Source organism: Streptomyces sp. NPDC057438 (assembly GCF_042802995.1).
GTDB lineage: Bacteria > Actinomycetota > Actinomycetes > Streptomycetales > Streptomycetaceae > Streptomyces.
On record NZ_JBHVDD010000033.1, the window covers coordinates 25,517 to 40,687 of the forward strand.

At 70.5% G+C, this 15,171-nt stretch carries 13 protein-coding genes; 12 read left to right on the plus strand and 1 reads right to left on the minus strand.

The features are described from left to right. Window positions 1-21: 21 nt before the first annotated feature. From ACFU5F_RS19830 to ACFU5F_RS19855, 6 genes are all read left to right on the plus strand, one after another. Window positions 22-615 (plus strand): CGNR zinc finger domain-containing protein, encoded by a 594-nt coding sequence (locus ACFU5F_RS19830; RefSeq protein WP_383888734.1) that lies wholly within the window; start codon window positions 22-24, stop codon window positions 613-615. Between the two features lie 290 nt (window positions 616-905). Further along, the gene (locus ACFU5F_RS19835; RefSeq protein ID WP_013003188.1) at window positions 906-1,481 is read left to right on the plus strand and encodes a sigma-70 family RNA polymerase sigma factor; all 576 of its coding nucleotides are present in this window, start codon (window positions 906-908) and stop codon (window positions 1,479-1,481) included. A gap of 29 nt (window positions 1,482-1,510) precedes the next feature. Continuing rightward, on the plus strand, window positions 1,511-2,296 hold the full coding sequence (locus ACFU5F_RS19840; protein WP_383888737.1) for an anti-sigma factor family protein: 786 nt from the start codon (window positions 1,511-1,513) through the stop codon (window positions 2,294-2,296). Window positions 2,297-2,400: 104 nt separating this feature from the next. Further along, complete coding sequence (locus ACFU5F_RS19845; RefSeq protein WP_383888740.1) at window positions 2,401-4,698, plus strand: HelD family protein; 2,298 nt, start codon at window positions 2,401-2,403, stop codon at window positions 4,696-4,698. Window positions 4,699-5,075: 377 nt separating this feature from the next. After that, window positions 5,076-6,485 (plus strand): NAD-dependent malic enzyme, encoded by a 1,410-nt coding sequence (locus ACFU5F_RS19850; RefSeq protein WP_383888742.1) that lies wholly within the window; start codon window positions 5,076-5,078, stop codon window positions 6,483-6,485. A gap of 269 nt (window positions 6,486-6,754) precedes the next feature. Next, the gene (locus tag ACFU5F_RS19855; RefSeq protein ID WP_005486790.1) at window positions 6,755-7,036 is read left to right on the plus strand and encodes an HU family DNA-binding protein; all 282 of its coding nucleotides are present in this window, start codon (window positions 6,755-6,757) and stop codon (window positions 7,034-7,036) included. Window positions 7,037-7,198: 162 nt separating this feature from the next. Here the strand turns inward: ACFU5F_RS19855 and murA are convergent, their stop codons facing one another. Further along, window positions 7,199-8,545: a UDP-N-acetylglucosamine 1-carboxyvinyltransferase gene (gene murA, locus ACFU5F_RS19860; RefSeq protein WP_059081202.1), complete on the minus strand. Its 1,347-nt coding sequence runs from the start codon at window positions 8,543-8,545 to the stop codon at window positions 7,199-7,201. Window positions 8,546-8,854: 309 nt separating this feature from the next. Here murA and ACFU5F_RS19865 point away from each other — a divergent pair, with 309 nt between their 5' ends. The 6 genes from ACFU5F_RS19865 to ACFU5F_RS19890 all read left to right on the plus strand — a co-directional run bounded on the left by ACFU5F_RS19865 (window position 8,855) and on the right by ACFU5F_RS19890 (window position 15,156). Beyond that, on the plus strand, window positions 8,855-9,427 hold the full coding sequence (locus ACFU5F_RS19865; protein WP_383888745.1) for a YqgE/AlgH family protein: 573 nt from the start codon (window positions 8,855-8,857) through the stop codon (window positions 9,425-9,427). 28 nt (window positions 9,428-9,455) lie between these two features. Next, window positions 9,456-9,737, plus strand: coding sequence for a DUF3039 domain-containing protein (locus ACFU5F_RS19870; RefSeq protein ID WP_005486786.1), 282 nt, complete (start codon window positions 9,456-9,458; stop codon window positions 9,735-9,737). 251 nt (window positions 9,738-9,988) lie between these two features. Beyond that, window positions 9,989-11,290: an extracellular solute-binding protein gene (locus ACFU5F_RS19875; RefSeq protein WP_383888748.1), complete on the plus strand. Its 1,302-nt coding sequence runs from the start codon at window positions 9,989-9,991 to the stop codon at window positions 11,288-11,290. Continuing rightward, entirely contained in the window at window positions 11,268-12,281 is a 1,014-nt protein-coding gene (locus ACFU5F_RS19880) for a carbohydrate ABC transporter permease (protein WP_383888752.1), read from the plus strand. The genes ACFU5F_RS19875 and ACFU5F_RS19880 overlap by 23 nt, the downstream gene beginning before the upstream one ends. Beyond that, complete coding sequence (locus ACFU5F_RS19885; RefSeq protein ID WP_383888755.1) at window positions 12,278-13,120, plus strand: carbohydrate ABC transporter permease; 843 nt, start codon at window positions 12,278-12,280, stop codon at window positions 13,118-13,120. The genes ACFU5F_RS19880 and ACFU5F_RS19885 overlap by 4 nt, the downstream gene beginning before the upstream one ends. 377 nt (window positions 13,121-13,497) lie before the next feature. Then, window positions 13,498-15,156 carry a beta-N-acetylhexosaminidase gene (locus tag ACFU5F_RS19890; RefSeq protein WP_383888876.1) on the plus strand — a complete coding sequence of 553 codons (1,659 nt, stop codon included), beginning with the start codon at window positions 13,498-13,500 and terminating at the stop codon, window positions 15,154-15,156. The last annotated feature ends 15 nt before the right edge of the window (window positions 15,157-15,171 follow it).

Below are 15,171 nucleotides of genomic sequence, written 5' to 3' on the forward strand. Positions count from 1 at the left end.
CCCCACGGCGGTGACAAGCCCATGGCACAAGACCCCCGCTTCGACTGCGGCCACCTCTGCCTGGACTTCCTCGCCACCACCCACCCCGAGGAACAACTCGACTCCCCGGACGCCCTGCGCACCTGGATCACCGCCGCCCGCCTCGTCCCCGAGGGCACCCCCCTCGCCCCCATCACCCCGCACTGGCTGGTGGACTTCCGGGAACTACGCGGACACATAGGACAGTTGGTCCACGCCGACCCGGACCGCGCACGCGACCCCCGCACCCCGGCCGCCCACCCCCTCGACCTCGCCCTGGCAAGGGTCAACGACCTGGCGTGCGCCCCCACTCCGGCCCCCCGAGCCGTCCGCACGGACAACGGCACCCTCACCCGCACCCTGGACCGCACCCCCGACCGCGCCGCCCTGCTCGCCCTGATCGCCCGCGACGCCGTGGAGCTGCTCACCGACCCGGTGGCCTGCGCCGGCCTGCGCCGCTGCGCGGGCGACAACTGCCCCATCGTGTACGTCGACACCTCCCGCGGCCGCCGCCGCCGCTGGTGCTCCAGCGAGATCTGCGGCAATCGCGAGCGCGTGGCCCGCCACCGCCGCCGAGCGGCCCTGGCCCGCGCGTAGTTGAGGCGGAAACGCGCGCCCTCGGTACCCACCCCGACAGTTGGGCAAACCTCAAGTCGCCGTAAAGAAGCAGCAGTGCTGTTTTTCACATCGCGACGCGGGTGTCTTCACAATTCCCGTCCATGCGTGCCGGTTTAAGCAGGGATATGGGACCACTTGTCCCCCAGCTGCCCCACCCGCACCGCGTTTAATCGAGAAAGTTGTGGCTCAACTCTGAACACACAACTGGTTACCTACGTATCCCGATGTGAGCGACCGACTGGGGGAACCCCCGGACACCGGAGGTAGCCGTGCGCAAGGATTCCGCTGTGGCCGATGAACGCCCGCACAGGGCACGACATCGCGCATCGCAGCCCTCAGAGCCTGATGAGGAGCTGATGCGCGCGCTGTACCGCGAGCACGCTGGACCCTTGCTCGCGTACGTGCTGCGTCTGGTCGCGGGCGACCGCCAGCGTGCCGAGGACGTTGTGCAGGAAACTCTCATCCGGGCCTGGAAGAACGCCGGTCAGCTCAATCGAGCGACCGGATCGGTACGCCCCTGGCTGGTGACGGTCGCACGTCGCATCGTCATCGACGGCCACCGCAGCCGGCAGGCCCGGCCGCAGGAGGTCGACCCGTCGCCGCTGGAGGTCATCCCCGCGGAGGACGAGATCGACAAGGCGTTGTGGCTGATGACACTGTCGGACGCGCTGGACGACCTGACCCCTGCTCACAGGGAAGTCCTGGTCGAGACCTATTTCAAAGGGCGTACGGTCAATGAGGCGGCCGAGACGCTTGGCATCCCCAGTGGCACCGTCCGCTCCCGGGTGTTCTACGCCCTGCGGTCGATGAAGCTGGCTCTAGAGGAGCGCGGGGTGACGGCATGAGCAACATCTACGGGGGGTATGGACCGGGAATGCCCGGATCTGTGCAAGGAGCCCAGGGTTCCGGCGACAACATCCACGAGACCGTCGGCGCGTACGCCCTCGGGATACTGGACGACGCCGAGGCCACACAGTTCGAAATCCACCTCGCCACGTGCGAGTGGTGCGGCCAGCAGCTGGACGAGCTGGCCGGTATGGAACCGATGCTGGCCGCGCTCGCGGACCTGCCCGCCGCTCAGGGCACCCCCGCGATCGGCGAGTCCCTGTCCGCGAAACCGACCACCGGACTCGCGGACCGCCTGGTCGGCGAGGTCGTCCAGCACCGCGCGAAGAAGAGCCGGCGCAACTTCTTCATGCTGGCGGCGGGCGTCGCCCTGATCGTCGGCGGCCCCACGGCCGTGTTCGCGACGACGGGCGGCGGGGACACGGAGAAGCCGCCGGTCGCCAGCCAGCCCGCCCACGACGCCTTCGTCAAGATGGCCGACAAGGACAAGGTCTCCGGCACCGACGCGGCCACCCAGGTCAGCGCCACGGTCGCCATGGAGTCCAAGGCCTGGGGCACGCACGCGGTCCTGGAGCTGAAGAACGTCAAGGGCCCGGAGAAGTGCTCGCTCATCGCCGTCGGCAAGAACGGCGAGCGCGAGACGGTCACCTCCTGGTCCGTCCCGAAGTGGGGCTACGGCATCAAGAACGCCCAGACCGAGCAGGCCAGGAACCCGCTCTACGTCCACGGCGGCGCCGCCTTCACACCGGACCAGATCGACCACTTCGAGGTTCTGACCTTCAGCGGGAAGAAGCTCGTCTCGGTCAAGGCATGACACGTCGGAACACGTCGTGAGGGGACCCCGGTCGGGCACATAGCCTGACGGGGTCCTTTTCGCGTACGGTGGACGGCTGCCCAGCACGTCAGAAGGGGGCCCGGGTGGCCGCTCAGGTTCAGCAGGAAACGCTCGACTCCGCTCACGACTCGGTGCGTGAGAAGGAGATCGGCGTCGAACAGGAACATCTGGACCGGGTGTACCGGCGTCTCGAGGAGAAGATCCACGAGGCCGAGTTCCTGATGAACGACGCGGCCCAGCGCGGCCAGGTCGGCACCCCCGGCGCACTCGCCGAGCGGGACGCCCAGGTCTTCCGCGCCGGCATCCACCTGAACCGGCTGAACAACGAGTTCGAGGACTTCCTGTTCGGCCGTATCGACCTGCTGCTCGGCAAGGACGGCAAGAAGGGCCCCGACGGCGCGTACACCGCCGTCGAACCGGCCGAGGGCGCCGTCCGCCCCGACAACACCGCCGACATCGCCGAGACCCTCCACATCGGCCGTATCGGCGTCCTGGACTCGGAGTACGCGCCGCTGGTCATCGACTGGCGGGCCCCGGCCGCCGCCCCCTTCTACCGCTCCACCCCGGTCGACCCCGGCCGGGTCGTGCGCCGCCGGGTCATCCGCTCCAAGGGCCGCAAGGTGCTCGGTGTCGAGGACGACCTGATGCGCCCCGAGCTGAAGGCCTCCCTCGACGGCGGTGAGCTGCCCGTCATCGGCGACGGCGCCCTGATGGCCGCCCTCGGCCAGGCCCGCAGCCACACCATGCGCGACATCGTCGCCTCCATCCAGGCCGAACAGGACCTGGTGATCCGCGCCCCCGCCGCCTCCGTCACCTACGTCGAGGGCGGCCCCGGCACCGGCAAGACCGCCGTCGCCCTGCACCGGGCGGCGTACCTCCTCTACCAGGACCGGCGCCGCTACGCGGGCGGCATCCTGATCGTCTCCCCGACCCCGCTGCTCGTCGCCTACACGGAGGGCGTGCTGCCGTCCCTCGGCGAGGAGGGCCAGGTCGCCATCCGGGCCATCGGTTCCCTGGTCGACGGCGTGGAGGCCACGCTGTACGACTCCCCGGCCGTGGCCCGGGCCAAGGGTTCGTACCGCATGCTCAAGGTGCTGCGGAAGGCAGCTCGGGGCGCCCTGGAATCCAGCGACGCGCCCACCCGCCTGCGGGTCGTCGCCTTCGGCCGGCGCGTCGAGTTGGAGGCCCCCGAACTGGACCGCATCCGCCACAACACGCTCGGCGGCACGGCCCCCGTCAACCTGCTGCGCCCCCGCGCCCGCAAGCTCCTCCTCGACGCCCTGTGGGCCCGGTCGGGGGCGGCGGGCCGGCACAGCGACCCGGAGCTGGCCGCCGAGCTGCGCTCCTCCTTCGACGAGGACATCACGAGCGAGGACGACTTCATCGCCTTCCTCGACGCCTGGTGGCCCGAGCTGACCCCGCGCGGCGTGCTGGCGGCCATGTCCGACGAGCGCCGCCTCGGCCGCTGGGCCCGGCGCATCCTCAACCCGGGTGAGGTCCGCCGGGTCGCCCGCTCCCTGAAACGCGAGGGTCTGTCGGTCCACGACGTCGCCGTACTGGACGAACTCCAGGCCGTCCTCGGCGTACCGGCCCGCCCCCGCAGGAAACGGGATCACGACCCCCTGGACCAGCTCACGGGACTGGAGGAGCTGATGCCCGTCCGCGAGGAGACCCAGCGGGAGCGGGCCGAGCGGCTGGCGCAGGAACGCACCGAGTACGCGCACGTCATCGTCGACGAGGCCCAGGACCTGACGCCGATGCAGTGGCGGATGGTGGGCCGCCGCGGTCGCCACGCCACCTGGACGGTCGTCGGTGACCCCGCCCAGTCCTCCTGGTCCGACCCGGACGAGGCGGCCGAGGCCCGCGACGAGGCACTGGGCAGCCGCCCGCGCCGTCGCTTCACCCTCACCGTCAACTACCGCAACCCGGCCGAGATCGCCGAACTGGCGGCCAAGGTCCTGGCGCTGGCCATGCCGGGCTCCGAGTCCCCCTCGGCGGTCCGCTCCACGGGCGTAGAGCCGCGCTTCGTCACCGCCGTACGGGAGTCCCTGGCCCGCACGGTCCGCGCGGAGGCCGCCCGCCTGCTGGACCTCGTCGACGGCACGGTCGGCGTCGTCGTCGCGATGAACCGCCGTGACGAGGCCGCCCGGTGGCTGGCCGGCCTCGGCGACCGCGTCGTCGCCCTCGGCAGCCTGGAGGCCAAGGGGCTGGAGTACGACGCCACGGTGGTGGTCTCCCCGGCGGAGATCGCGGACGAGTCCCCGGCGGGGCTGCGTGTGCTGTACGTCGCGCTCACGCGTGCGACGCAGCAGCTGACGGTCGTCTCGGCGGAGCGGGACGACCCGGACACGACGGGAGTCCCGGACCTGTTGCGCGACTGAGCGGGTGGTCGGTCGGCCGCGGGCGCGTGGGGCTTCTCGCGGCCGACCGAACCACCCGCACCCGGCGACGCATCACCAACTCCCCGAACTCCGAGGCGCCTGTTAGCCTTGTGGGTGGCACCGGCTCGATCCAAGCCCCCGGGCCCAACCTTCGTCGCTACGAGCGACCACTTGCCGCGAGGCGAGCATGGCGGGTCGGTGCCACTGAACGCCCGAAGAGGTCCACGTCGAATGTGACGTGGACCTCTTCTTGTTGAGAACAAAACGTTCTCAACCCCGGACGGCTAACGCCTACCCGGCGGTAGGTGCGACGATCGGACGGCAAACCGCAGCAAACGCAGTAGCAGAAGTACGCGCGAAAGCAGAGGAAGTCGGCCATGGCAACGGCGCCCAGCGTCTCCTACTCGATGACGGTCCGGCTGGAGGTGCCCGCGAGCGGAACCGCGGTCTCCCAGCTCACCGGAGCCGTCGAGTCCCACGGAGGCTCGGTGACGGGCCTCGACGTGACCGCATCCGGCCACGAGAAGCTCCGCATCGACGTCACCATCGCCGCGACCTCCACCGCGCACGCCGACGAGATCGTCGAGCAGCTGCGACACATCGAGGGCGTGACGCTCGGCAAGGTCTCCGACCGTACGTTCCTGATGCACCTCGGCGGCAAGATCGAGATGGCGTCGAAGCACCCCATCCGCAACCGTGACGACCTCTCGATGATCTACACCCCCGGTGTGGCCCGCGTCTGCATGGCGATCGCCGAGAACCCCGAGGACGCCCGCCGCCTCACCATCAAGCGCAACTCCGTTGCGGTCGTGACGGACGGCTCCGCCGTACTGGGCCTCGGCAACATCGGCCCCAAGGCCGCGCTGCCCGTCATGGAGGGCAAGGCGGCCCTCTTCAAGCGGTTCGCCGGCATCGACGCCTGGCCGCTCTGCCTGGACACCCAGGACACCGACGCGATCGTCGAGATCGTCAAGGCCATCGCCCCCGGCTTCGCGGGCATCAACCTGGAGGACATCTCCGCGCCCCGCTGCTTCGAGATCGAGGCCCGGCTGCGCGAGGCCCTCGACATCCCCGTCTTCCACGACGACCAGCACGGCACGGCGATCGTCGTCCTCGCCGCCCTCACCAACGCACTGCGCGTCGCGGGCAAGGCGATCGGGGACATCCGCGTCGTCATGTCCGGCGCCGGCGCGGCCGGTACGGCCATCCTCAAGCTGCTCATCGCCGCCGGTGTGAAGAACGCCGTCGTGGCCGACATCCACGGTGTCGTGCACTGCGACCGCACCGACCTGGTCGACGCGGCCGCCGACTCCCCGCTGCGCTGGATCGCGGACAACACCAACCCCGAGGGCCTCACGGGCACGCTCAAGGAGGCCGTGCGCGACGCCGACGTCTTCATCGGCGTCTCCGCCCCGAACGTCCTCGACGGAGACGACGTGGCCGCCATGGCCGACAACGCGATTGTGTTCGCGCTCGCGAACCCCGACCCCGAGGTCGACCCCGCCGTCGCCCGGCAGACGGCCGCCGTCGTGGCCACCGGCCGCTCGGACTTCCCGAACCAGATCAACAACGTGCTGGTCTTCCCGGGTGTCTTCCGCGGTCTCCTCGACGCCCAGTCCCGCACGGTCAACACCGAGATGATGCTCGCCGCGGCCACCGCGCTCGCGAACGTCGTGACCGAGGACGAGCTGAACCCGAACTACATCATCCCGAGCGTCTTCAACGACAAGGTCGCCGGCGCGGTCGCCGGGGCGGTGCGCGAGGCCGCGAAGGCGGCGTCGGCCTGAGCCCGCCGCTGTGACGGTTGCCACGCCCCGCGTCATCGGCGCGTCGCGGGGCCGTGGGGCTTGTGCCGCCCTTTAGTGTGGCGGCCAAGCTCAGGCCTGCCACGACTCCCAAGGGTGTTCATGTGACTCCCAGGGGTGTTCGTGTGACTCCCAGGGGTGCTGGATTGGCTTTCCCGCCGCAGGTGAGTGCAGGATGCGTTTCTGGGCGCGAGGGTCTGACGACGGACCCGGGTCCGCCTCAACGGCAAGAAGAACACGGGAGTAACAACATGAACCGCAGTGAGCTGGTGGCCGCCCTGGCCGACCGCGCCGAGGTGACCCGCAAGGACGCCGACGCCGTGCTGGCCGCGTTCGCCGAGGTCGTCGGCGACATCGTCGCCAAGGGCGACGAGAAGGTCACCATCCCCGGCTTCCTGACCTTCGAGCGCACCCACCGTGCCGCTCGCACCGCTCGTAACCCGCAGACCGGCGACCCGATCCAGATCCCGGCCGGCTACAGCGTGAAGGTCTCCGCGGGCAGCAAGCTCAAGGAAGCGGCCAAGGGCAAGTAGCCCCGCCCGAGCGCCGTGAGGGCTCGGCGTCGTGGGCGACTGCGGGCCCGCCGAGGCTGGTCGCGCAGTTCCCCGCGCCCCTTCAGGGCGCCGCACCGAACGCCATTGGGGCGGCCACCCGGACTCGGGTGGCCGCCCCAACGGCGTAGTGGCGTCGGACCGTCAGCCCAGCGCCTTGCCCGGCAGTTCCACCTTCGCGCCGAGCTCCATGAGCTTCTCCATGAAGTTCTCGTAGCCCCGGTTGATCAGCTCGATGCCGTGGACCCGGGACGTGCCCTGGGCCGCCAGCGCCGCGATGAGGTACGAGAAGCCGCCGCGGAGGTCGGGGATGACCAGGTCGGCGCCCTGCAGCCGGGTGGGGCCGGAGACGACAGCCGAGTGCAGGAAGTTCCGCTGGCCGAAGCGGCAGTTCGAGCCGCCGAGGCACTCGCGGTAGAGCTGGATGTGCGCGCCCATCTGGTTCAGCGCGGACGTGAAGCCGAGGCGGGACTCGTAGACCGTCTCGTGGATGATCGACAGGCCCGTGGCCTGCGTCAGCGCCACCACCAGGGGCTGCTGCCAGTCGGTCTGGAAGCCGGGGTGGACGTCCGTCTCCAGCGCGATCGACTTCAGCTGGCCGCCCGGGTGCCAGAAGCGGATGCCCTCGTCGTCGATCTCGAAGGCGCCGCCCACCTTGCGGTAGGTGTTCAGGAACGTCATCATCGAGCGCTGCTGGGCGCCGCGGACGTAGATGTCGCCCTCCGTCGCCAGCGCGGCGGACGCCCAGGAGGCGGCCTCCAGGCGGTCCGGGAGCGCCTTGTGGTTGTAGCCGCCGAGCGAGTCCACACCGGTGATGCGGATCGTGCGGTCGGTGTCCATCGCGATGATGGCGCCCATCTTCTGCAGGACGCAGATGAGGTCCTCGATCTCCGGCTCGATGGCCGCGTTCGCGAGTTCCGTCACGCCCTCCGCGAGGACGGCCGTGAGCAGCACCTGCTCGGTCGCGCCCACCGACGGGTACGGCAGCTGGATCTTCGTACCGCGCAGCCGCCGCGGCGCCTCCAGGTACTGCCCGTCCTCCCGCTTCTCGATCTTCGCGCCGAACTGCCGCAGCACCTCGAAGTGGAAGTCGATCGGCCGGCCGCCGATGTCGCAGCCGCCGAGGCCGGGGATGAAGGCGTGGCCGAGGCGGTGCAGGAGCGGGCCGCAGAACAGGATCGGGATGCGGGAGGAGCCCGCGTGGGCGTCGATGTCGGCGACGTTCGCGCTCTCCACGTTCGTCGGGTCCATCACCAGCTCGCCCGGCTCGTCACCCGGGCGGACCGTTACGCCATGCAGCTGCAGCAGCCCGCGCACGACCCTCACGTCGCGGATGTCGGGCACGTTGCGCAGCCGGCTCGGACCGCTGCCGAGCAGCGCGGCGACCATGGCCTTGGGTACGAGGTTCTTCGCACCGCGGACACGGATCTCGCCACTGAGCGGGGTGCCGCCGTGTACAAGCAGTACGTCGTCAGAGCCGTTGACGGTCATGGATCTCGCGTTCCGTGGAGTTGGGCAGAGGCTTTCCGGCGTGGACGGACGGCCGGTGGACCCGTGGTGCGGGACCGGCGCGGCGTGGGCCGGAGAGCTAGCGTAATCGCCGCCCACCCCCCTTCCGTAAGCCCAGGGACTTCTCAGCCACGTCATGGATTCGCCACAACACGAACCGTTCACCACCGGCCACACGGGGTCACCGCCCAGGGTGTGCGCCCCCTGCGCCTCCCCCCGCCGTGAGCTGCGCGCACACCGCTGAGGGCATTGGCTCCCCGCGCGGGGGCAGGATGCGGGATCATGTCTGGCATGACCGAGGTGTCCTCGCTCACAGGGCGGCTGCTCGTGGCCACGCCCGCCCTGGCGGACCCGAACTTCGACCGCGCTGTCGTGCTGCTCCTCGACCACGACGAGAAGGGCTCGCTCGGCGTGGTCCTCAACCGGCCCACCCCGGTGGACGTCGGCGACATCCTGGAGGGCTGGGCGGACCTCGCCGGCGAACCCGGGGTCGTCTTCCAGGGCGGCCCGGTGCAGCTGGACTCGGCGCTGGGGGTCGCGGTGATCCCCGGCGGCGGCTCCGTGGACCGGACCCCGCTCGGCTGGCGGCGGGTGCACGGCGCGATCGGCCTCGTCGACCTGGAGGCCCCGCCGGAGCTGCTCGCCTCCGCACTCGGCTCGCTGCGCATCTTCGCCGGGTACGCCGGCTGGGGGCCCGGCCAGCTGGAGGACGAACTGGCGGAGGGGGCCTGGTACGTCGTCGAGTCCGAACCCGGTGACGTCTCCTCGCCCTGTCCGGAAAGGCTCTGGCGAGAGGTCCTGCGCCGCCAGCGCAGCGAACTCGCGATGGTGGCCACCTACCCGGACGACCCTTCGCTCAACTGATGCCCGCGCGCTTCAGTACCCTTGCGTCATGAGCACTCTTGAGCCCGAGCGCGGTACTGGTACGGGGACCCTCGTCGAGCCGACGCCGCAGACGTCGCACGGCGACGGCGACCACGAGCGCTTCGCCCACTACGTCCAGAAGGACAAGATCATGGCGAGCGCCCTCGACGGCACGCCCGTCGTGGCGTTGTGCGGCAAGGTGTGGGTCCCGGGCCGTGACCCGAAGAAGTACCCCGTGTGCCCCATGTGCAAGGAGATCTTCGAGTCCCTCGGCGCGGGCGGCGACGACCAGGGCGACGGCAAGAAGTAGACACGGGCACGACCGGCTCGGAGGTATCCGTACGAACGGCAGGGGCCGCACCCCGTGCCGTCCGGGTGCCCCCGGGCTTTGTCGTGCCCCGGCTCCGCTCCTCCCGTGGAGCCCCGCTCCCGGATCACAAGGTGGTACAGACCTCTTGTGGTCATGTTCATGTACTCCATAGCCTCCGGTGTGTTGTGTAGAGCAGAACGCCCGTTGCAGAGAATGCAACACTCCGCTCCCCCCTCCGGAGGAACAGCTTCATGAGGCTCGCCACCCGACTCGTCGTGCCCGTCGCGGCCCTGGCGCTGGCCGGACTGACCGCCTGCGCCCCCCAGACCTCCGACAACTCCTCCTCCGGTGAGGACGAGAAGACCGGCACCCTCCGGGTCTGGCTCTTCCAGGAGGTGAACAACGAGCCGAAGCAGAAGGTCGTCGACACGGTGGTGGCCGCCTTCGAGAAGGCGCACGACGGTGCGAAGGTGAAGATCGAGTACATCCCCGTCGAGACTCGCGCCCAGCGCGTCAAGGCCGCCTTCAACGACCCCAGGAGCGCCCCCGACCTCATCGAGTACGGCAACACCGACACCGCCGGCTATGTGCGGGACGGCGGACTCGCCGACGTCAGCCGGGAGTTCAACGACTGGTCCGACGCCAAGGACGCCGACCCCACCGCCAGGACCTCCGTGACGGTCGACGGCAAGATCTACGGGGCACCCTTCTTCGTCGGCGTCCGCGCGCTCTACTACCGCACCGACGTCTTCCGGCGACTGAACCTCGAAGCCCCGAGGTCCCTGGCCGAGTTGGCCACCACCGCCAGGAGCATCCGGGCCGCCGAGCCCGAGATGTACGGCATCGCCGTCGGCGGCGCCTACACCTACGGCGCGATGCCCTTCGTCTGGGCGGGCGGCGGTGAGATCGCCGAGGGCAAGGGCGGCTCGTACGCGGCCGCGATCGACAGCGCGGCCGCCCGCAAGGGCATCGAGGCGTACACCTCGCTCTTCGGCGACGACAACTGCCCCGCCGCCAAGTGCGCGGGCATGGGCGGCAACGACACGGTCACCGCGTTCGCGGCCGGCAAGGCGGGCATGGCGATCGGCGGCGACTTCAGCCACGCGGCCGTGGAGGCCGGCAAGGTCAAGGGCAAGTACGCCGTCGTACCGCTCCCGGGGGTGAAGCCCGGCTCGGTGGCGCCGGCGTTCGCGGGCGGCAACAACGTCGGTGTCCTGAACAGCACCACGCACCGCACCCTCGCCGTCGACCTGATGAAGCGGCTGGCGTCCAAGAAGACCCAGGGCGAACTCTTCGACGCGATGGGCTTCCTGCCGACGTACACCGACGTACGGGCCGCGGCGGCCGAGAGGGAGCCGTTCGTCGAACCCTTCGTCAAGACGCTCGCCTCCGGGACGAGGTTCGTGCCCGCCTCCCCGGCCTGGGCGCAGATTGACGCCTCGCTGGTCCTGCCGACGATGTTCCAGGAGGTCGTCAGCGGCAAGAAGGACGTGGCCGAGGCGTCGAAGGACGCGGCGGAGCGGATGAACGATGCGTTCGGCTCCGCCGGTTGAGCGGGGGGCGCCTGACGGGGTGGGGGGTCCCGAGCGTGGGCGGCCTCGGGTGCGTCGTGGCTTGCCGCGCCCCCGCGGCGGAGCCGCACATGTCGACGCCCCGCGCCCCTGTCGGGGCGGGGGTGGGTGGACCCCCTGGATCTATCTGGCCCCGGCGCTCGTCGTTCTCGGCGGGCTGCTCGTCCATCCCGTCTACCAGCTCGGGCTGATCTCTTTCTTCGCGTACACGCAGGCCCAGGTCAGCGGTGGCGAACCGGCCACCTTCCAGGGGTTCGGGAACTACGCCGAGCTGTTCGCGGACGGCGAGTTCCGGCGGGTGCTGCTGACCACGGTCGTCTTCGCGGCGGCCTGTGTGGTCTGCACGCTCGCCGTGGGGTGCGCGCTCGCCGTCCTGCTGACACGCGTACGGGCCGTGCCGCGCCTGGCCCTGATGCTGGCGGCGCTCGGGGCGTGGGCGACCCCCGCGGTCACCGGCTCCACGGTGTGGCTGCTGCTGTTCGACCCGGACTTCGGCCCGGTCAACCGGATCCTCGGGCTGGGCGACCATTCCTGGACCTACGGGCGGTACAGCGCCTTCCTCCTCGTCCTGCTCGAAGTGGTGTGGTGCTCCTTCCCGTTCGTGATGGTGACCGTCTACGCGGGCATCCGCTCCGTACCCGCCGAGATCCTGGAGGCCGCGGCCCTGGACGGTGCCTCGCCCTGGCGGATCTGGCGGTCCGTCCTCGCACCGATGCTGCGGCCGATCCTTGTCGTCGTCACCATTCAGTCGGTCATCTGGGACTTCAAGGTCTTCACCCAGATCTATGTGATGACGGGCGGCGGCGGTATCGCGGGCCAGAACCTCGTCCTCAACGTGTACGCCTATCAGAAGGCCTTCGCGTCCTCCCAGTACGGCCTCGGTTCGGCGATCGGTGTGGTGATGCTGGTGATTCTGCTGGCCGTCACGCTGGTCTATCTGCGGCTGCTGCGCGGACAGGGGGAGGAGCTGTGAATTCACGGGCATTCCCGCGGCGGCCGGGGCGGCTCGCCGCCGAGATATCGGCCCTGGTCATCGCGGCCGTGGTGGCGTTTCCGCTGTACTGGATGGTGTTGAGCGCGGTCAGACCGGCGGGGGAGATCGAGTCGGCGGAACCGCGGCCCTGGACCCTCGCGCCGACGCTGGATTCCTTCCGCCGCGTCTTCGGGCAGCAGGAATTCGGCCGGTACTTCCTCAACAGCCTTGTCGTCGCCTGCACGGTGGTGGTGATCTCCGCGCTGATCGCGTTTCTCGCGGCGACGGCGGTCACCCGATTCCGTTTCCGATTCCGGACCACCCTGCTGATCATGTTCCTGGTGGCCCAGATGGTGCCCGTCGAGGCGCTCACCATTCCTCTCTTCTTCCAGATGCGGGACCTCGGTCAACTCAACACCCTGGGCGCGCTGATCCTGCCCCACATCGCGTTCTCGCTGCCGTTCGCGATCTGGATGCTGCGCGGATTCGTGAAGGCCGTACCGGAGGCACTGGAGGAGGCCGCCCAGCTCGACGGGGCGAGCCGGTCCCGGTTCCTCTGGCAGATCCTCTTCCCGCTCGTCTTCCCGGGGCTGGTGGCCACCAGCGTCTTCTCCTTCATCTCGGCCTGGAACGACTTCCTGTTCGCCAAGTCGTTCATCATCAGCGACACGTCCCAGTCGACGCTGCCGATGGCCCTGCTGGTGTTCTACAAGCCCGAGGAGCCGGACTGGGGCGGCGTCATGGCGGCCTCCACGGTGATGACGGTTCCGGTGCTGGTCTTCTTCGTCCTCGTCCAGCGGCGCCTGGTCTCCGGCCTGGGCGGCGCGGTCAAGGACTGACGGGACGCGGGTGGATGCGATGCGGGCGGATGCGATGCGTGCGGATCGGATGCGGGCGGGTGCGATGCGGACCGGCCCGATGCGGGCGGATCGAATGCGGAGCGGCCGATGCGGACGGACTTGCCGCGTGCGGATCCGATGCGGACGGGCCCGATGCGGGCGGACTTGATGGGGACGGACTCGGTGACCACTGACCCGAGGACCACTGACCCGAGGACCACCGACCCGATGCGGCCGCGCCCGATGCGGCGGGTGCGATGCGGGTGGGCTCGATGTGTGCGGATCGGATGCGGACGGATCCGAAGCGGACGGGCGTGCTGCGGACGGGCCCGATGCGGGCGGACTTGATGGGGACGGACTCGATGACCACGGACGCGATGATGACGACGGACCTGTTGACGACGGACCCGTTGGCGACGGACCTGATCCCGGCGCCCCTCACCGCCGAGGGCCCCCCGGGCCCCGGCGTACCGTTCGACGAGAGCACCACCCTGTGGGCGGCGCCGGGCACCGAGGACACGGCCCGCTGGCTGCGTTCGACGCTCGGCGCCGCCCTCGGGCTGTCGCTGCCGCCCGGCCCCGAGGACGCCCGTGGTGCCGTGTGCCTGCGCCTCGACGACGGCCTGGAGCCGGAGGCGTACCGGCTCGCCGTGGTCGCCGGCCGGGGCGTCGAGATCCGCGGCGGCGGCCCGGCGGGGGTCTTCTGGGGCGCCCAGACCCTGCGCCAGCTCCTCGGTCCCGAGGCGTTCCGGCGCGCCCCCGTGCGCCCCGGGGCCCGCTACGGCCTCCCGCCCCTGACCGTGGCGGACGCCCCCCGCTTCGCCTGGCGCGGCCTCATGCTCGACGTCGCCCGTCACTTCCTCCCCAAGGACCAGGTCCTGCGCTACCTGGACCTGATGGCCGCGCACAAACTCAACGTCCTCCACCTCCACCTGACGGACGACCAGGGCTGGCGGATCGAGATCGAGCGGTACCCGAGGCTGACGGAGGTCGGCTCCTGGCGGGCGCGCACCAGATTCGGCCACCGCGCATCACCCCTGTGGGAGGAGAAACCCCACGGCGGCCACTACACGAAGGACGACGTCCGCGAGATCGTCGCCTACGCGGCCGCGCGGCACATCACCGTCGTGCCCGAGATCGACGTCCCCGGACACAGCCAGGCCGCGATCGCCGCGTACCCGGAACTCGGCAACACCGACGTCGTCGACACGGCCGCCCTCACCGTCTGGGACACCTGGGGCATCAGCACGAACGTACTCGCCCCCAACGACGACACCCTGCGCTTCTACGAGGGGGTGTTCGAGGAGGTCCTGGAGCTGTTCCCCTCGCCGTTCGTGCACATCGGCGGCGACGAGTGCCCCAAGGACCAGTGGCGGGAGTCGGCCACCGCCCAGGCCCGCATCCGGGAGCTGGGGCTCGCGGACGAGGACGCCCTGCAGTCGTGGTTCGTCCGGCACTTCGACAACTGGCTGACCGCGCGCGGGCGTCGCCTGATCGGATGGGACGAGATCCTCCAGGGCGGCCTCGCGCCGGGGGCGGCCGTGTCGTCCTGGCGGGGCTACGCGGGCGGCATCACGGCGGCCCGCGCCGGTCACGACGTGGTGATGTGCCCCGAGCAGCAGGTGTATCTGGACCACCGTCAGGACGGCGGCCCCGACGAGCCGGTGCCCATCGGCTTCGTGCGCACCCTGGAGGACGTCTTCCGGTTCGAGCCGGTGCCACCGGAGTTGACGCCCGACGAGATCCGGCACGTGCTCGGCACCCAGGCCAACGTGTGGACCGAGGCGATGGAGGACTCCGCCCGCGTCGACTACCAGACGTTCCCGCGCCTGGCGGCCTTCGCCGAGGTGGCCTGGAGTCGGCTGCCGGCCCCCGCCGAACGCGACTTCGCCGGTTTCGAGCGCCGGATGACGGCGCACTACCGGCGGCTCGACGCCCTGGGGGTCGGTTATCGGCCGCCTTCGGGCCCGCACCCGTGGCAGCGTCGGCCCGGCGTGCTCGGACGTCCGATCGAGGGGGCGCCCCCGAACGTGTGAGACGACCGCGAACCC